General features: G+C 64.6%; 16 protein-coding genes and 1 pseudogene. 4 read left to right on the top strand and 13 right to left on the bottom strand.

Going from position 1 to position 18,090, the window contains the following annotated elements:
• The first annotated feature begins 388 nt into the window (after positions 1–388).
• Positions 389–2,335, top strand: a complete 1,947-nt coding sequence (locus DFR52_RS18225; RefSeq protein ID WP_110033773.1) for a M23 family metallopeptidase — start codon at positions 389–391, stop codon at positions 2,333–2,335.
• Between the two features lie 91 nt (positions 2,336–2,426).
• On the opposite strand, the gene clpB is transcribed toward DFR52_RS18225, so the two are convergent.
• Both clpB and DFR52_RS18235 read right to left on the bottom strand, forming a co-directional pair.
• Positions 2,427–5,048, bottom strand: coding sequence for an ATP-dependent chaperone ClpB (gene clpB / locus DFR52_RS18230; RefSeq protein ID WP_110033458.1), 2,622 nt, complete (start codon positions 5,046–5,048; stop codon positions 2,427–2,429).
• A 524-nt stretch (positions 5,049–5,572) separates the two neighbouring features.
• Positions 5,573–6,466: a DUF4167 domain-containing protein gene (locus DFR52_RS18235; protein WP_110033459.1), complete on the bottom strand. Its 894-nt coding sequence runs from the start codon at positions 6,464–6,466 to the stop codon at positions 5,573–5,575.
• Between DFR52_RS18235 and DFR52_RS24630 the strand changes: the two genes are divergently transcribed.
• Complete coding sequence (locus tag DFR52_RS24630; protein WP_170132308.1) at positions 6,369–6,701, top strand: hypothetical protein; 333 nt, start codon at positions 6,369–6,371, stop codon at positions 6,699–6,701. The two genes, DFR52_RS18235 and DFR52_RS24630, sit on opposite strands and share 98 nt — an antisense overlap.
• Positions 6,702–6,771: 70 nt before the next feature.
• Here DFR52_RS24630 and prmC read toward each other — a convergent pair whose 3' ends face one another.
• The 4 genes from prmC to DFR52_RS18255 form a co-directional block, all read right to left on the bottom strand.
• The gene (gene prmC, locus DFR52_RS18240; RefSeq protein ID WP_110033460.1) at positions 6,772–7,662 is read right to left on the bottom strand and encodes a peptide chain release factor N(5)-glutamine methyltransferase; all 891 of its coding nucleotides are present in this window, start codon (positions 7,660–7,662) and stop codon (positions 6,772–6,774) included.
• The gene (prfA, locus tag DFR52_RS18245) at positions 7,649–8,734 is read right to left on the bottom strand and encodes a peptide chain release factor 1 (protein WP_110033461.1); all 1,086 of its coding nucleotides are present in this window, start codon (positions 8,732–8,734) and stop codon (positions 7,649–7,651) included. The genes prmC and prfA overlap by 14 nt, the downstream gene beginning before the upstream one ends.
• Positions 8,735–8,747: 13 nt before the next feature.
• Positions 8,748–11,009 carry a phosphoenolpyruvate--protein phosphotransferase gene (gene ptsP / locus DFR52_RS18250; protein ID WP_110033462.1) on the bottom strand — a complete coding sequence of 754 codons (2,262 nt, stop codon included), beginning with the start codon at positions 11,007–11,009 and terminating at the stop codon, positions 8,748–8,750.
• A gap of 193 nt (positions 11,010–11,202) precedes the next feature.
• The gene (locus DFR52_RS18255; protein ID WP_110033463.1) at positions 11,203–12,477 is read right to left on the bottom strand and encodes an aspartate kinase; all 1,275 of its coding nucleotides are present in this window, start codon (positions 12,475–12,477) and stop codon (positions 11,203–11,205) included.
• Positions 12,478–12,701: 224 nt separating this feature from the next.
• Between DFR52_RS18255 and ubiG the strand changes: the two genes are divergently transcribed.
• Entirely contained in the window at positions 12,702–13,460 is a 759-nt protein-coding gene (ubiG, locus tag DFR52_RS18260; protein ID WP_110033464.1) for a bifunctional 2-polyprenyl-6-hydroxyphenol methylase/3-demethylubiquinol 3-O-methyltransferase UbiG, read from the top strand.
• 21 nt (positions 13,461–13,481) lie between these two features.
• Here ubiG and DFR52_RS18265 read toward each other — a convergent pair.
• The 5 genes and pseudogenes from DFR52_RS18265 to DFR52_RS18285 all read right to left on the bottom strand — a co-directional run bounded on the left by DFR52_RS18265 (position 13,482) and on the right by DFR52_RS18285 (position 16,445).
• Positions 13,482–14,039, bottom strand: a pseudogene (locus tag DFR52_RS18265) (DUF3291 domain-containing protein).
• 25 nt (positions 14,040–14,064) lie between these two features.
• Positions 14,065–14,490, bottom strand: coding sequence for a DUF1178 family protein (locus DFR52_RS18270; RefSeq protein WP_110033465.1), 426 nt, complete (start codon positions 14,488–14,490; stop codon positions 14,065–14,067).
• Positions 14,487–15,347: a carbon-nitrogen hydrolase family protein gene (locus DFR52_RS18275; RefSeq protein WP_110033466.1), complete on the bottom strand. Its 861-nt coding sequence runs from the start codon at positions 15,345–15,347 to the stop codon at positions 14,487–14,489. Before DFR52_RS18275 ends, DFR52_RS18270 begins: the two co-directional genes overlap by 4 nt.
• Positions 15,348–15,351: 4 nt before the next feature.
• Positions 15,352–15,612: a glutaredoxin 3 gene (grxC, locus tag DFR52_RS18280; protein ID WP_110033467.1), complete on the bottom strand. Its 261-nt coding sequence runs from the start codon at positions 15,610–15,612 to the stop codon at positions 15,352–15,354.
• Between the two features lie 32 nt (positions 15,613–15,644).
• Entirely contained in the window at positions 15,645–16,445 is an 801-nt protein-coding gene (locus tag DFR52_RS18285; RefSeq protein ID WP_425351221.1) for a ComF family protein, read from the bottom strand.
• Between the two features lie 94 nt (positions 16,446–16,539).
• On the opposite strand from DFR52_RS18285, the gene DFR52_RS18290 reads away from it, so the two are divergent.
• Positions 16,540–17,424, top strand: a complete 885-nt coding sequence (locus DFR52_RS18290; RefSeq protein WP_110033469.1) for a malonyl-ACP O-methyltransferase BioC — start codon at positions 16,540–16,542, stop codon at positions 17,422–17,424.
• Between the two features lie 62 nt (positions 17,425–17,486).
• Here the strand turns inward: DFR52_RS18290 and DFR52_RS18295 are convergent, their stop codons facing one another.
• Positions 17,487–17,711 (bottom strand): Flp family type IVb pilin, encoded by a 225-nt coding sequence (locus DFR52_RS18295; RefSeq protein WP_110033774.1) that lies wholly within the window; start codon positions 17,709–17,711, stop codon positions 17,487–17,489.
• Between the two features lie 5 nt (positions 17,712–17,716).
• Entirely contained in the window at positions 17,717–18,040 is a 324-nt protein-coding gene (locus DFR52_RS18300) for a hypothetical protein (protein WP_110033470.1), read from the bottom strand.
• Between the last annotated feature and the right edge of the window lie 50 nt (positions 18,041–18,090).

Here is an 18,090-nt window from a genome sequence, read left to right on the forward strand (position 1 = left end):
CGAACTTCTTGGCCGCCAGCGGCGCCCCGCCCTCGTTGTCTGAGCGGTTTATAGGCCCCACCCTCCCAAACTGTCAACAACCAATTTCACGAATCCGTCATTTTCTGCGAATTTTTGTGCGCCGCACCAGCTCGCCTGGGGTTTGCCCGGCATGCAATCGGGCGCCCTATAGGAATAAGGTGCCAAAGTGCCCGTTTTCGCCTTACAGGCGCCCGATTTCCCGCTAGAGATCGGCGACCGCGGTGCCGGGCATTGCGGCGCCATGGACTCGGCCCTGCAGGCCGGGCCGTCTGCACTGACCGGATTTGACAACAGGGTCATTGCGGGGGCACATCTTGGCTGGCAGGAGGCCGGTCCGCGCGACCGCTAGGGAGAGACTGTAAATTTGATCACGTCCGAACAGTTCCTGGTGCGGCAGATGGGCGACCAGCCTGCGCTGCTGGCCGACGGTCGCAAGCCGCCGGACCGTCGCGAGATATCGCTGCGCTGGCTGTCGGGCACCTTCATGACGGGGATCACGTCGAGCCTGCTGATGGGCGTGGCTCTCTTCGGTGCCCTCGAGGGGCGCGAACAGCTCGCCTTCCCCGCCGAGGCGCTGGCCGCGGTAGAGATGGCAAGCCGCGACACCGGCACCGTCGAGAAGGGTGGTCGCCTGGTGCAGCCGGTCGTCACCGCCAAGCCGGTGGATCGCGAGATCATGGAGGTCTCGACAATGGTGCGCGAGGGCGACCGCGACGTGGTCCGCAAGCAGCCCTTCGCCCATATCAAGATGGCGCTGGCGGCCAGTCATCCACAGCCCAGGAGCTACCCGAAGTTCGACCCGCTCAAGATCTTTGCCACCGGCGACACCGACGCGGCCAGTTCCGTGCGCACCGGGCTGATTTATGGCGCCGACGTCGATTCCGAGATCAGTCTGCGAACCTCGGACTTTCCGCTTGATGTCGCCGGACGCCCATACGCCGCCTCGATGACGCTCGACGAGGTCGAGGAGACCGTGCGCACCAATGGCTCGGTGCTCACCGACGGCAATGTGCAACTGGCCTCGCTTTACTATGTCGACCCGCGGCGCTTCGGCACCCACGCCTTCGATCTCGACTTCTCGGCTGGCCTCAATGCGCGGGTGATAGCAGAAAACGTCTCCGTGGCCTCTTATGCGCCATCGACCGAGCAGCAATCTCCCGAATTCATCGACGACATCCTCCCTGTCCGCGAGGCGGCCGACTGCACCGACGTGCTCTTGGCTGCCGGCTACGAGGAGGCGCAGTTCGCCGCCGCCAGGCTTGCGCTCGCCGGACAGATCAATGCCGACATGATTCCCGCCGGCACGGTGCTGCGACTGGGCGTGCTGCAGACCGGCACGTCATCACGGATCATCCGGATCAGCGTCTACGAGAACGGCAACCACCTGGTGACCGTGGCGGAATCCGATCGCGGCACTTTCGTCGTCGGCAACGAGCCGCAACGGATGGATGCCGTCTCCGCCGCGCTGAACGAGAACCCGGTGGCGGTGTCGGGCAACCGCGATCTTGCCGACGTCTATGACGGCATCTACCGCGCCGGCCTTTCCTACGGCATGACCACCGACATGATCGGCCAGATCATCCGCATGCTGGCCAGCAATGTCGATTTCGAGGCCAAACTGCACCCGTCCGACACGCTCGAAGCCTTCTTCTCAGTCGCCGATGAGAACGGCGATGCGGGAGATGATTCGGAGCTGCTGTTCGTCAACGCCAAGTTCGGCAACTACAACGCGCGGCTCTACCGTTTCCAGCATCCCGAAGACAATACGATCGATTATTATGACGAAAGCGGCCGCAGCGCGCGCCAGTTCCTCCTTCGCAACCCGGTTCCCAACGGCAAGTTCCGCTCCGGCTTCGGCATGCGGAGGCACCCGATCCTCGGCTACAGCCGCATGCACACTGGCACCGACTGGGCCGCGCCGCGCGGGACGCCGATCATCGCCGCCGGCAACGGAACCGTAGTCAAGGCCGGCTGGGATTCCGGTGGCTACGGCAACCAGACGCTGATCCGTCACGCCAACGGCTATGTCTCGTCCTACAATCACCAGAGCGCCATCTCCAAGAGCGTCAAGCCCGGCGCCCAGGTGCGCCAGGGCCAGGTGATCGGCTGGGTCGGCACCACGGGACTGTCAACCGGACCGCATCTGCACTACGAGCTCATCGTCAACGGCACCAAGGTCGACCCGATGCGGGTCCGGCTGCCCGACGGCAAATCGCTCAAGGGGGATGCCCTGGCGATGTTCGGGCGCGAACGCGACCGCATCAACACGCTGCTCGACATCAAGCCGTCGGAAGCCGAGGTCGCCAGCCGCTGAATGACCCGCAGGCGGGGTCTCGCGACGATCGTTGCAGGATATGACAAGGGCGGGTCAAGCCCGCCCTTGTCGATCAGCGATGGCCGCCGCTTCAGGCAGCCTGCGTCCGGTCGTCGGCGTCCCCCGGCTCGTCCAGCGGCCGGGTAACGAAGACCAGCCGGTCCGACCCGTTCGTCACGGTGACAAGCGTTCCGTCGGGGATCTCGCCGGCGAGGATCTTCTCGGCCAGCGGGTCCTGAACCTTCTTCTGGATCACGCGCTTGAGCGGCCGTGCACCGTAGATCGGATCATAGCCCTTGCCGGCCAGCCATTCGCGCGCGCCCGCATCAAGTTCGATGCTGATCTTGCGATCCGCCAGCAGCCTGCTGAGATGCCGGAGCTGGATCTCGACGATCGCCCCCATCTCCGAGCGGCGCAGACGATGGAACAGGATGATCTCGTCGATCCGGTTGAGGAACTCCGGACGGAAGGCCGAGCGCACCACCGCCATCACGTCGTCGCGGGCCACGTCGGCATCCTGATCGTCCCCCAGCGCAGCCAGATACTCGGCCCCCAGATTGGACGTCATGATGATGAGCGTGTTGCGGAAGTCGACGGTGCGGCCCTGGCCGTCGGTCAGCCGGCCGTCGTCGAGCACCTGCAGCAGCACGTTGAACACGTCGGGATGCGCCTTTTCGATCTCGTCGAACAGGATCACCTGATAGGGCTTGCGCCGGACCGCTTCGGTCAACGCTCCCCCCTCGTCATAGCCTACATAGCCCGGAGGCGCGCCGATCAGCCGCGAGACCGAATGCTTCTCCATGTATTCCGACATGTCGATGCGGTTGATCGCCGTCTCGTCGTCGAACATGAATTCGGCCAGCGCCTTGGCGAGCTCGGTCTTGCCGACCCCGGTGGGTCCGAGGAAGATGAACGACCCGATCGGCCGGTTGGGATCCTGCAGGCCGGCGCGGGCACGCCGCACCGCCTTCGACACGGCCTGCACCGCTTCGCCCTGGCCGATCACGCGCTTGCCGATCTCGTCTTCCATCCTGAGCAGCTTGTCGCGTTCACCCTCGAGCATGCGGTCGACCGGAATGCCGGTCCAGCGCGAGACGATATGGGCGATGTGATCGGGCGTGACGGTCTCCTCGACCATGCCGGCCTCATCACCATGGGCTTCTGATTCCGCCAGCTGCCGCTCGAGCGCGGGGATCTCCCCGTAGGCGAGTTCCCCGGCGCGCTGGAACTCTCCCTTGCGCTGGGCGATCGCCAGTTCGTTGCGGGCCTCGTCGAGCTTCTGCTTGAGATCGGCCGCCAGTCCCAGCTTCTGCTTTTCGGCCTGCCAGCGGGCGGTCAGCGCGTCCGACCTCTCCTGGATATCGGTGAGATCCTGGTCGAGACGCTCGAGCCGGTCGCGCGATGCCTGGTCGGTCTCCTTCTTCAGTGCCTCCCGCTCGATCTTGAGCTGCATAATGCGGCGGTCGAGCTCGTCGAGTTCCTCGGGCTTGGAATCAACCTGCATCCGCAGCCTTGCCGCAGCTTCGTCCATCAGGTCGATGGCCTTGTCGGGCAGGAAGCGGTCGGTGATGTAGCGGTTGGACAGCACGGCGGCCGAAACAAGGGCCGAATCGCTGATCCGCACCTTGTGATGCTGCTCATATTTTTCCTTGAGCCCGCGCAGGATCGAGATCGTGTCCTCGACCGCCGGTTCGTTGACCATCACCGGCTGGAAGCGGCGTGCGAGAGCCGGATCCTTTTCCACATGCTTGCGGTACTCATCGAGCGTCGTGGCGCCGACGCAATGCAGATCGCCCCGCGCCAGGGCCGGCTTGAGGAGGTTGGAGGCATCCATGGCGCCCTCGCCCTTGCCCGCGCCCACCAGCGTGTGCATCTCGTCGATGAACAGGATGATCTGTCCGTCGTTGGACTGGATTTCCGACAGCACCGCCTTGAGCCGCTCCTCGAACTCGCCGCGATACTTGGCCCCGGCAATGAGCGAGCCCATGTCGAGAGCCATCAGCTTCTTGTCCTTGAGCGCCTCGGGCACATCGCCGTTGACGATTCGCAGCGCCAGGCCTTCAGCGATTGCGGTCTTGCCGACGCCCGGTTCGCCGATCAGCACCGGATTGTTCTTGGTGCGCCGCGACAGCACCTGGATGGTGCGGCGGATTTCGTCATCACGGCCGATAACCGGGTCCAGCCGGCCCTCGCGGGCGGCCGCGGTGAGATCGCGGGCATACTTCTTGAGCGCCTCGAATCCCTGTTCGGCCGAGGCGCTGTCGGCGGTCCGGCCCTTGCGAATGTCGTTGATGGTCTGGTTTAGGCCCTGGGCGGTCACTCCGGCCTTCGCCAGCGACTTGGAGGTGGAGGCGGAAGGCTCGATGGCGAGCGCCATCAGCAGCCGTTCGACCGTGACGAAACTGTCGCCGGCCTTGCTCGACAGTTCCTCTGCGCTGGAAAACACCTTTGCCAGCGGTTGCGAGAGATAGATCTGCGCGTTGCCGCCGGTAACCTTGGGCAATTTGGCCAGCGCTGCATCATTGGCAAGCCGTGCATCCGCCGCACGGCCGCCGGAGCGGTCGATCAGTGCGGCCGCCATGCCCTGGTCGTCGTCAAGCAGGACCTTGAGCATGTGCTCGGGGGTGAATTGCTGATGCCCGTCGGCCAGGGCGCGCGATTGCGCCGACTGGATGAAGCCGCGCACCCGTTCGGAGTATTTCTCAATATTCATGACTGCTCCTTTGCATGCCCCGCCCTTCAGGCACGAGACACTGGTTCCGGAAAGGGCTCCCTGATGCGGCAAGCCCCGTTGATGACTGAGATATGGGGATCGCGAATTCAAAACGGAAGACTGCCCGCGCGCAAAACCGCAACCGGAGAAGAACCGGACGGAAACGAATCGGACGCTGCGGTCTGGGGGCCCTCCTCCCAAGCCGGACTGCGGCGCTCTGGGCCCTGGGGTGCAAGAACCCGGCAGGGAATTCCGTTGCCGCTCTCCCGACCATCTGTGATACGGACCGAGGGGTGGAACGAACCGCCATTGTCCCGATTGCTGGCCGGGCGACGCCGGGGCATCGACCGCCATTCGATCGCCGGTGCGCGCCGGTAGAAGCAACGTTGACCACCGCCATCGGTGCCGATGCATCTCGTGAAAATGGCCGCATCTTCGCCGATGCGGCCATTCAGACTGATTGCCCAGATCCCGCGCGGTCTGCGAGGGAGGCGGCTCCCAAACCCTGATTGTCGGCTCGGACGTCAATCGGCCGGCGCGACTTCCGTTGCGGGAGCGGTGTCCGCAGATCCTCCCTGGTCGCCCTCGTCGGTGCGAACCCGCCGTGGCCTGCCGCGGCGGCGAACCGGCGCCCGGGCGGCGCCCGCCGTCCCCGGATTGTCCTGTTCGATGGCGACTTCCGCCGGGACTCCGTCGATCACTGGCTGCGGTGAATTGGAATCAAACACGGGCTTTGCCGCCACATCCTTCTGGAGGGCCGCAGGCCGTTCCCGTGCCGCACGGGGAGCGCGTTCAGGCTGCCGTTCGGCACGCTCCGAGCGCTCTGCCCGCTCGGTGCGCTCCGGGCGGTCGGACTGACGCTCAGGCTGCCTGTCGGATTGGCGGCCGTCCTGGCTGCTGCCGGAGCGGTCCTGCTGGACGTTGCCGTTGTTCTGACGATCGGTCTGGCGGTCGCTCTGGCCGTTGAAGCGCTGGTCATCATAGCTCTGGTTGGTCGACTGGCCGGAGTCCATGTCGTCGTCGTCATTGCCGTTGTCGTCGTTGTCGCCGTCGCCGCTCTGATAGCTGCCGTCATTGCTGTCGCGCTGCTGGTCGCGATCATCGCGCTGGAAGCGCTCCTGCAACTGCGCCTGGGCGGCGAAAATGATCCGATTGTAGTGTTCTGCGTGCTGAAGATAGTTTTCGGCCATCACGCGGTCGCCGGAACTCTGTGCATCACGGGCGAGGTTCATGTACTTTTCGGCCACATGCTGCGCCGTGCCGCGAATCTTCACATCCGGTCCGGAACTGTCATAGGAACGGGAAAGCGGATTCTGGCCTTTGCGGTTGCTGTTGTTGCTGCTGCTGTTGTTGTTGCCGCTGCCGCCGGCGCTTCCGCTACGTCCGCGCCCGCGCTTGTTTTGCTGTCCTGGCCTCATTCCTAATTCACCTGGTTATGTTTCTGAAAATCTGGTTTTGGCTCCCGCACCGACATCCGGCGCGCAGGTAGCGCTGCAATCAAAGTCCGTTGAAACGAACCCGTTGCTGTTCTGGGTCTTAAAAAAAGATACCCGCACCGGAGGCTGCCCTGTGAATCACCACCCGCTTGGGGTGTTTCAGGAAACCGAGCCACTTCGGATCGAATCTTCTTCAAGACCTGCAATCCGGCGCTGACCCGGAACCTAGACAGGTTTTCCGGCGATTCCAAGCCTTTTCTTGCCCTATCCGCCGAAAGCCTCAGAACTCAAAGGGCAACCCGCCCATCGCTGAACACCAGGACGCGCTCGATGCGCGACAGGTCTGCGTGACTGCGCGCCAGCGTGAAGCCGGCAGCAGCGAAGATCGCGGTGACGTCGCGCCCCTGGCCCTCGCCGATCTCCACGGCCACCAGGCCGCCCGGCTTGAGGTGCGCCTCCACCTGCCCCGCGATGCTTCGGTAGGCGGCCAGTCCGTCAGGCCCGCCATCCAGCGCCACCAGCGGATCGTGCAACCGCACCTCCGCGGCGAGGCGTTCGATGTCTGCCGTGACGATATAGGGCGGGTTTGACACAATGATGTCGAAGCGTTCACTGAGTCCGCCGAGCCAGTCGCCCACCGCCGCGCGGTAGCGCGATTCCAGTCCCAGCGCCGTCGCATTGGCCGTCGCCGTGGCCACGGCGTCCGCCGAGCAGTCGATGCCGAGGCAGGTGGCGGCGGGTGCCTCGGCAAGCAGCGCCAGCCCTATGGCCCCGGTTCCGATGCCGAGATCCGCGATCGCGCAGCTGCCCGCGGCATCGACAACCGCACGGACATGCGGCAACACCGCATCGACCAGCACCTCGGTGTCCGGACGGGGCTCCAGTGTCTCGGCCGACAGCAGCAGGCGCTGGCCGTAGAACTCGCGGAACCCGAGAATCCGGTGCACCGGTCGGCCCCTGAGGCGCTCGGCGACGGCGCGGCGGACCTGGACCGCGTCGATCGGCCTGACCGGCGCGTCGGCCTGCGTCAGCAGCGCCGTCGTCGTCACATCGAGCAGGCCGCTCACGAGCAGCCGCGCGTCCAGATCAGGCGTCGCCACTTTACCCGCCCGCAAGGCGGAGCGCGCTTCTCCCAGCAGGCTGCCCAGCGTGGCGGGTTCCCGCTCAGCCCCCGTCATGGCTGCCGAGCTCGGCCAGCTGGCCGGCCTGATGGTCGGAGATCAGCGCATCGACGATTTCGTCGATTTCGCCGATCATCATCTTGTCGAGCTTGTAGAGCGTCAGGTTGATGCGGTGGTCTGTCACCCGGCCCTGGGGGAAATTGTAGGTCCGGATCCGTTCGGACCGGTCCCCCGATCCCACCTGGCTGCGGCGGTTGGCCGATCGTTCGTCGTCGGCGCGCGCCCGCTCACGGTCGTAAAGCCGGGCCCGCAGCACCTGCATCGCCTTGGCGCGGTTCTGGTGCTGGGACTTTTCCGACGAGGTCACCACGATGCCCGAGGGCATGTGGGTGATGCGCACCGCCGAATCGGTGGTGTTGACGTGCTGCCCGCCCGCGCCTGACGCCCGCATCGTGTCGATCCGGATGTCCTCGGGCCTGATGTCGATGTCGATGTCCTCGGCCTCCGGCAGCACGGCGACGGTCGCGGCGGAGGTGTGGATCCGACCGCCCGATTCGGTCTCCGGCACGCGCTGCACGCGATGCACTCCGGACTCGAACTTCAGCCGCGCGAACACGCCGCGGCCGGAAACCGTGGCGATGATTTCCTTGTAGCCGCCGACCTCGCCCTCGCTCGCCGAGAGCACTTCGACCTTCCAGCCGCGCGAGGCGGCATAGCGCTCATACATCCGGAACAGCTCGCCGGCGAACAAGGCCGCCTCCGAGCCGCCGGTGCCGGCACGGATTTCGACGATGGCGCTGCGTTCGTCCGCCGCATCCTTGGGCAGCAGCATGATCTGGATCTGTTGCTCGATCTGCTCGATGCGGTCCTTGATCTCGGGCAGTTCGGTTTCGGCCAGCTCGCGCATGTCGCGGTCGGTCGCGCGGTCCGCGAGCAGTGCTTCCAGCCCGGCCTTCTCCTCCTCGGCCCGGGTCAGTTCCCGGATCTGGGCGACCAGAGGCTGCAGTTCGGAATATTCGGAAGCCAGTTTGACATAGACATCCGCCTCCGGCCCCGCCGACATGCGGGCCTCGATCTCGCCGAACCGGCGCTCAAGCCCGCGAATCTTCTCAGTCGGTAATTGTGCCATGCCGTTTGGTGCCTCAGAGGCTCACGCCGTTGGAGTCGGCAAAATCCGCCAGGATTTCCCGAATTGTCTTGTCGCTTTGGGTGTCGGCGATTGCCGGCAGCAGCACCTCCTGCAGCTTGGCGAGGTCGAGTGACAGCAGCATCGACTTGACCGGGCCGATCGAGGAGGGCGACATCGAGATCGACCGGAAACCGATGCCGAGAAGCGCCATCGCCGACAGCGGCTTGCTGGCGATTTCGCCGCACAGCGTCAACGGAGTTCCTGTGCGTTCGGCAGCGCTGACGATCTGCTGGAGCACCCTGAGGAAAGGCCGGCCCATCGTGTCGAAACGATCGGCGACACGGGCGTTGCCGCGGTCGACAGCCATGACGAACTGGAACAGGTCGTTCGAGCCCACAGAAACGAAATCGACCTCGGCCATCAGTTCATCCAGCTGCCACAACAGGCTCGGCACCTCCAGCATGGCGCCAAACTGCAGCGTCTTTGGAAGTTGGTGGCCGAAGCGCGACAGGTGCCGGACCTCCTTGTTGAGGAGCTCGCGCGCCAGCCTGAGTTCGTTGACCTCGGTAACCATCGGCAGCATGAGCTTGAGTTCGCCGCCTGCCGCCGCCCGCAGCAGCGCGCGCAGCTGGGTTCGCAGCAGGCCCGGACGGTCGAGCGACAGCCGGATCGCCCGCCAGCCGAGCGCCGGATTCTCCTCATCCGCCGAGCGGAAATAGGGAACCACCTTGTCGCCGCCGATATCGAGCGTTCGGAAGGTCACGGAATGATCGCCCGCCTGGCGCAGCACATTGCGGTAGAAGCTTTCCTGCTCGTCCATCTTGGGCATGGTGGAGGCGATCATGAACTGAAGCTCGGTCCTGAACAGGCCGATTCCGTCGGCGCCCGATTCGGCCAGTTGCGGCAGGTCGACCAGCAGCCCGGCATTCATCTGTAGGGTGATCGGCTTGCCGTCCCTGGTCACGGAAGGCACTTCGCGCAACGCGCGGAACTGCTCCTGCCGTTTGGCGCGAAACCGCACCTTGTCGGCATAGGCGCTTTCAAGGTCCGGCACCGGTCGCAGATGGACGATGCCGTCCTCGCCATCGACGATGATCGAATCGCGGTTTTCAGCCAGCGACACGATCCCGTGGACCTGCCCCACCACGGGAATTCCCATCGCGCGGGCGACAATCACCACATGGCTGGTGACCGCTCCATCCTCGAGCACCAGTCCGCGGATAGATTCGCGAGGATAGTCGAGAAGCTCCGCCGCCCCCATCGCCCGGGCCACGATGATGGCGTCGTCAGGCAGGCTCGCGCCGCCGGGCGCGAACCCGGTCAGCTGCCTGAGCAGTCGGTTTGCAAGATCGTCGAAATCGTGCAGGCGTTCGCGGATATAGGGGTCGGTCATGTGGATCATGCGGGCGCGCGTGTCGCTCTGCACCTTCTCCACCGCCGCTTCGCAGGTCAGCCCGTTCCGGATCGCCTCCTCGAGCTTCCGTACCCAGCCGCGGTCATGGGCGAACATGCGGTAGGCTTCCAGCACCGCGCGGTGCTCGCCTTCCATGGAGACGTCGCGGCGCGACAGCATGTCATCGATCGACATGCGCAGCGATCCGAGCGAATCCTCGAGCCGCGCCAGCTCCGCATCGATGTCGTCATTGAGCAGGTTGGTGACCACGATCCGCGGCTCGTGCAGCACCACATAGCCGAGCCCGATGCCGTCACCGTAGGAATCGCCGTTGATGGACACCGGCCGCGTCAGATCCAGCTCGATTCCGGAGCTGGTGATCTTCTTGAGTTCACCGGTGGCAATCATCTCGGCCAGCACCATCGAGGTGGTCTCGAGCGCCTCGATCTCCTCGTCGCGGTACTTGCGATGCGCCTTGTTCTGCACGACGAGCACGCCAAGCGAGCGGCCGGCGCGCAGGATCGGCACGCCAAGAAAGGCGTTGAAGATCTCTTCGCCGGTTTCCGGCAGATAGGTGAAGGCCGGATGGGACTGGGCGTCGGACAGATTGAGCGGTCGGGCGCTGGCGGCGATCGTGCCGACAAGCCCCTGCCCCATCTTCAACTGCGCCAGATGCACCGAGGCCTTGTTAAGACCTTCGGTGGCGAACAGCTCCAGCACCCCGTCGGCGCGCAACACGTAAAAAGAGCACACTTCCGCGACCATGTTGGACGCTATCTGGCGTACGATCTGGTCCAGGCGCTCCTGCGGCTCAAGGGGCTCCGCCATCAATTCGCGCAGCCGCCTGAGAAGGACGCGTGGACCCGTGGATAGGTCTCTCATCGCGTGCATTCTCCCAATTTGCGTGTGCCGCCAGCCGGTATGGCCGGGGGATTAACTGCGGCTAGAGCGATGTGCGTCCGGCCGGACGCAGAAGGTACGCTCTGACACCTTGAATCCAAAACATCTGGTCTCTGCCCTGGCGGTTCCGCCTGACCTGAGGATGCTCCGGTGCCCGCCTCACGATCCCTTCGGTTCAAGTCTTATCCAGACCGTAGACCGAATGCAAAGTCCTCACCGCGAGTTCCGCATAGGCGCCATCGATCAGGATCGAGATCTTGATCTCCGAGGTCGTGATCGCCTTGATGTTGATCGCCTTGTCGGCCAACGCGCGGAAGGCGGTGGCGGCCACGCCCGCATGGCTGCGCATCCCGATGCCGATCACCGAGATCTTGGCGAGGCCAGATTCGTTCTGGATGGCATCAAAACCGATGGTCTGCCGCTGCTCGTTGAGCACGGCAAGCGCCTTGTCCACATCCCCGGACGGGACCGTGAAGGTCATGTCGGTGCGCGAGCCATCCTCGGAGATGTTCTGCACGATCATGTCGACATTGATGCGGGATTCGGCCAATGGCCCGAAGATCGCCGCTGAAACCCCCGGCCGGTCGGCAAGACGGCGCAGCGAGATCTGGGCCTCGTCCTTGGCGTAAGCGATGCCGGTGACAACTTCCTGTTCCACGATTTCTTCCTCGTCACAAATGAGAGTACCGGGCGGATTGAGAAGATCCCCCATTCCCGGCGCATCCGGGTCTACGAAACTGGAACGGACAAATGTCCGGACCTTGTGCACCATGGCCAGTTCCACCGAGCGGACCTGCAGGACCTTGGCCCCCAGCGACGCCATTTCGAGCATCTCCTCGAAGGCGATCTTCTTCATCCGCCGTGCCTTGGGTTCGATGCGCGGATCCGTGGTGTAGACGCCGTCGACATCGGTATAGATGTCGCACCGATCGGCCTTCACGGCCGCGGCGATTGCCACAGCGCTTGTATCCGAGCCGCCGCGCCCCAGGGTCGCCACGCGATTGTCCGGACCGATGCCCTGGAAGCCTGCGACCACCGCCACCTGCCCCAGCCCCATGCGCCGGATCATCTCGGCGCCGTCGATCTCCTGGATGCGGGCTGCACCATGGGCATTGTCGGTCTTGACCGGTATTTGCCAGCCCTGCCAGGAGCGGGCATCCACACCCATCGATTGCAGCGCGATCGCCAGCAGACCGCTCGTGACCTGCTCACCGGACGACACGATGACGTCATATTCGCGCGCATCGTAGAACGAGGCATCGGCGCCGGCCACCTTCGGCATCGACTGCACCCAGTTGACCAGTTCGTTTGTCTTGCCGGACATGGCCGAGACCACGACGGCGACCTCGTGTCCGGCATCAACCTCGCGCTTGACGTGGCGGGCCACATTGCGGATCCTGTCAAGATCGGAAACAGACGTGCCGCCAAACTTCATCACGATGCGGGCCATGGCTCAATTCCGGTAAGATGGCCCGACTGCGGGCAATTCTGGACGCCCGCTGCCGGGCAATAAAAACCGCCCCGGTTGAGGGAGCGGAAGTTGGCGGTCTCTTACCCAAAAAAATGTTGATCTGCAACACGACGCTTTGCGGGTCCGCCGCGGCATTGGCTGCCCTTGACAAGCCGCCCGCTTCGACCGACTTCAATAGCAGCATCCGAACCCGGGAGACTGCAATGAGCGAAACCGCGCGCACGACCATAGACGACGGCGAAGTCGAGCGTTTCTCGCGAATCGCGGCGGAGTGGTGGAGCCCGACCGGCAAGTTCCGGCCGCTGCACAAGTTCAACCCCGTTCGCCTCGCCTATATCCGCGACCAGGTTGCCGCCCATTTCGGCCGCGATCCGCGGTCGGACAAGCCGCTGGCTGGGCTCCGCCTGCTCGATATCGGCTGCGGCGGAGGTCTGCTGGCTGAACCGATGGCGCGAATGGGCGCAGAGGTGGTTGGTGCCGATGCCTCTCGCACCAACATAGAGGTTGCCAGCCTGCATGCCGTCCAGAGCGGTCTCGACATCGATTACCGCGCCACGACATCGGAAGATCTGGCCGCCGGTGGCGAACGCTTCGACATCGTGCTCAACATGGAAGTCATCGAGCACGTCGCCGATGTCGAGCTGTTCCTGAAATCCTGCGCCGACATGGTCAAGCCGGGCGGACTGATGTTCGTCGCCACCATCAACCGCACGATGAAGGCGATGGCGCTTGCCATCATCGGCGCCGAATATGTGCTGCGATGGCTGCCGCGCGGCACCCATCAATACGAGAAGCTGGTCCGTCCGGAAGAGATCGAAGGGCCGCTTGCGGCGGCCGGCATGGCCGTCATCGACCGCAGCGGCGTCTTCTACAATCCGCTGTCGGACCAGTGGAACCTGTCCAGGGACATGGATGTCAATTACATGCTGCTCGCCCAGCGGCCTTCCGCATCCGGGATCTGACGGCAGGCGCAGCCCGCCGGATCAGACTGGCAGCGCCGCGACCCTGGCCATCAGCTCCCGCTGTCCGGCTTCGTTCTCGACCGCCGTAGCCCTTGCGCGGACGCGGTCAATCACCGTCGGCGAGCCGTCTGGGCCATAAGGCTGCTTGAATGTGAATGCGCCCGGACCCGGTCCGTGATCATGCAACCGCTCCAGGCGCGGCACCGCCTCCACCCAATGCGGCACGTGACCCGCGTCCACCCACCACAGCACCAGAGGCGGCCAGGGGTTCTTCCGGTTCCACGACCGTGCGTTCTTCAGCGCTTCGGCATGCACGCCGTTGTAGGAGAAGGCCATCAGGCTCTCGATATCGATCCAGAGCGACAGCGAGGACGGCCCCGATTCGAACCCGCTTCCCTAGATGAAGCGCGGAAAGACCTGCACGCCCCAGCTTGCCGGTCCGGCTTCCCCGTCATAGCCCGAGCGCCCCACGAAACCTGCCGCGCGCTCGGCGGCGGCAAAGTTCAGTGGCTCGCGCAGGCGAAATCCGAGCACCTCGGGCTGGTCATAGGCGGCCACATGCAGGCCGAAATTGTACATGGCCAGATGGTGCGAAGCGGCCAACTCAGATCTTCTCCTCGGGAAACTCCGGCAAGGGCGCGATCTCGATACCTTCGTCGATCAGCGACCTGGCTTCGTCCCCCGTGGCGCGACCGATGATGCCGCGGGCTTCGGCCTCGCCATGATGGATCTTGCGCGCCTCCTCCGGGAACCGATCCCCGACATCCTCGGAACTGGCCCGGACGCTTTGCACCATCTCGCGCAGCTTGCGCATCACTTCTCGGCGGTTCGGATCCATCGCCAGCGGCCGCTCCTCCCGCTTCGAGGGGGCAGGCACCGCCGGCGCCATCAGGGCCTTGGTCACATCGGCCGATCCGCACACCGGACAACTGACCAGGCCGCGATGCTTCTGGCTGTCGAAATCATCGTTGGAACCGAACCAGGCCTCGAACTCATGCTCCTGACCGCAGCTGAGCGAGAACCGTATCAAGCCACCCGCTCCCGTACGCTCCCGGTCACGACCTCGGCCATGCGGTAGGGACGCGCATTCTTCAGGTTGGGTATCTTCGCCCTGGCGGCTGCGACCGCGGAGATGTCGATTTTCGCCAGCACCACGCCCGGTTCGTCGGTCTCGGCCTCCGCGACAATCCTGCCCCACGGATCGATGATCAGCGAATGCCCATAGGTTTCCCGTCCATCCTCATGCCTGCCTGCCTGCGCCGCCGAAATCATGAAGGCGCCGTTCTCGATCGCCCGGGCCCGCTGCAGCACGTGCCAGTGCGCCATGCCGGTCTGCCGGGTGAACGCCGCCGGAGCGGTCAGGATCGACGCTCCCGCCAGCGAAAGATCGCGAAACAGTTGCGGGAACCGGACATCGTAGCAGATGCCCATGCCGATCAGCATGCCGTCCATGTCGGCGTTGACCGCGAGACTCCCGGGGCGGTAGGCGGTGCTTTCGCGCCAGCTCTCGCCGCCGTCGAGATCCACGTCGAACATGTGAATCTTGTCGTAGCTGGCGATCTTCCTCCCACGGGGATCGAACACGAAGCCGCGATTGGCGGCCATGCCGTCGCCCGCGTCCACGCCGGTCGATCCGAGATGGAGAAATATCCCCAGCTCCGCTGCCAGGCGCGAGGCGGCCCGGACCACGGCGTCGTCCTCTTCGGTGCTCAACGAAGCAAACAGCGCCTTGCGGTCCTGCTGGATGGCGCCGGTCATTTCGGGCGTCTGCACATAGGAGGCGCCGCGCGCGGCCGCCTCCCGGACCAGGCGCTCCATCACGACAATGTTGTTGGCGGGGTCGATCCCCGAGCACATCTGGATGGCGGCGACAACGAGTTCGGTCATCGGTTCAGGCCCCCTTCAGCATCGGGTCGAGCTTGCCGGCCCGGTCCAGCGCGTGCAGATCGTCGCAACCGCCCACATGCACGCCACCGATGAAGATTTGCGGAAACGTCGCCCGGCCATTCGCTTTCGCCATCATCTCCTGGCGCAGGTCCGGCGACGAGGTGGCGTCATGCTCGGTGTAGTCCACGCCCTTTGTCTCAAGAAGGCGCTTGGCGGCCGTGCAGTAGCCACAGAATTGACGGGTATAGAGCGTTACATCGACCATTCGGGCCTCCGGGGCTTTGCTGGAACTGGTACTCATGCATATAGGGTCTCGACTCCGCCGGTGGCAACCCTGGCGAATGTCAGCACCGAGACTTGCGCCGCTCCGGCCTTCAGGAGCGCCTTCGTCGCCGCGTTGACCGTTGAACCGGTGGTCAGCACGTCGTCGATGAGCAGGATGCGGCGGCCTGCGACCCCGTGCATGTGACGGGGACGCACCTCGAATGCGCTGCGCACATTGTCCTGCCTGGCCCGCAATCCCAGGCCAACCTGGGGACGCGTGGCGCGGGTCCGCTGCAACACACCGGCGAGATGCGGCTTGCGGCACAGGTGAGCGACATGACGCGCCAGTTCGGCGGACTGGTTGTAGCGCCGCATCAGGATCCTGCCTCGATGCAGCGGCACTGCGATCACCGCATCACTGTCGTCGAGAACATCGCGCCCGGCCCGGACCATCCAGGCAGCCATCAGCTTCGCCAGATCGGCGCGGTCGGAATACTTCAGTCCGTGCACCAGCTTTCGCGCGGCCCCCTCATGAAGCACGGCCGCCCTGGCCCTGCGATAGGGCGGCGGATCGGCGATGGCCTCGGGCGAGACCAGGCCATCGCCGCGGTCGTGATCGAATGGCCGGCCCGTGACCTCGCAGACCGGATGCTCGATGAACGTCACCGTGCTCCAGCATTTCGCGCACAGGGCGCCATGGTCGAATGTCATCACCGAACATCCGGCGCAGACAGGAGGATAGATGAGCCGGGTCATCGCGCCGGCGCAGGATTCCATCCATCCGGACCATCCGGGAAATCGTGACGGGTCGGCTAGGCTGCGGGCAGGTTGCATGCGTTGACAATAGCGCCAATCCGGCCAACAAGCGAGCCCGATGCCTGCGACAACAAGAGGACGCGGCCACATCAGCACGAGGAGGCTGGCAGCCTTGGATCCGATCTTCGACCATTCGCTTCTGGCGCTGCGCCGCGCCCGTGCGCTGAAAAATCCGGTTGCGGGCGCCGATTTTCTGCTCAGGCGCAGCGGCCAGGACATGGCCGAGAGGCTCTCCATTGTCGAGCGCCATTTCGATCACCCCGTCCAGGTCCATGGGGGCACGGCGTTGACGGCCGACCTCATGCAGGCAACGGGCAAGACAGAAGCGTTCCGTTTCATCGATTCGACCCCGGTTTATGGAATCGCCGGCCGCGACCAGGTCCTGGCAAGCCCGGATTTAGTGCCGGGGGAACCGGGGGCAGCCGATCTGATCGTCTCGCCCCTGGCTCTGCACCTGACCAATGACACGCCTGGCGTCCTCATCCAGGCACGCCGCCTGCTCCGGCCCGATGGCCTGTTTCTGGCCACCATACCTGCGTCCGGAACGCTGGGAGAACTGCGCGAAAGTCTCCTCGCTGCCGAAAGCGGCCTTTCCGGCGGCGCCCATGCGCGCGTCCACCCCTTCGCCGACGTCAGGGACTATGGAGCTCTGCTGCAGCGCACCGGCTTCGCCTTACCGGTGGCTGATGTCGAATCCATCACGGTCCGCTATGACGACCTGTTTGCGCTCATGCGCGACCTGCGCGCCATGGGAATGACCAGTGTGCTCGCAGGCCGCAGCCGCAAGCCGGTGTCGAAGGCGCTGTTCTTGAAAGCAGCCGAGATCTATGCCGAGCGCTTTTCCGATGCCGATGGGCGCATCAGGGCCAGTTTTCCGGTCATCCACCTTTCCGGCTGGGCTCCACACGAGAGCCAGCAGAAGCCATTGCGGCCGGGATCGGCAAGGGTGCGCCTTGCGGACGCCCTCAGGACACCGGAGCGCAAGCTGCCGCGCTGACCCAAGCCGGGCTGCCGTCCGTACATGCGAAGCGGTCAGGCCAACGCGTGCCCGTTGAGGGGTCAGAGGCTGTTGGTCAGGTCCGTGGATGTGTTGGCGAAGAGCTGGTTGATCGAATTCCCGAGCATCTGCGCGCCGTAAATCAGCGACACGGCGATCAGGGTGGAGATGAGTGCGTATTCGATCGCGGTGGCGCCCGACCTGTCGGCTGCGAACCGGCGCGCCAGTCGCTCAAGACCGGCGGTGCACGGTGCCGGTTCCGGCCGGCGTTCATAAGTTTGGGACATCAGGTTCAACAATCTCCAACAGAGTGGCCGGCACGGTCAATGATGCAGACGGCCTCTGGGGTGATCTGCAGAACTGATTTTCGGATCGTATAGCTTCTTCTCGGGCCGGTTTTCGCCGGGATTGATCCGGTGGTTATCGAATCGTAGTCGCCCGGCAGAAAGGCCACATGCGCGGTTGTCCTTTCGGCGAGGATCGGAGTGAGGATGACGGCAAGCGCGATGGCGGCTGTGCCGAAAAGCAGCGCCACTCTCACCGCGCCAAAACCGCTCGGCTGATGGCCCGATCCGCCTTTGTCCATGACTGTCATCCAGAAATTGCCGTCGTCCATGACGCGCCCCGCCCGATGGTCATTCCGATGACCGTTGTTGAGGTTAATGT

Origin of the sequence: Hoeflea marina (assembly GCF_003182275.1) — a bacterium.
GTDB lineage: Bacteria > Pseudomonadota > Alphaproteobacteria > Rhizobiales > Rhizobiaceae > Hoeflea > Hoeflea marina.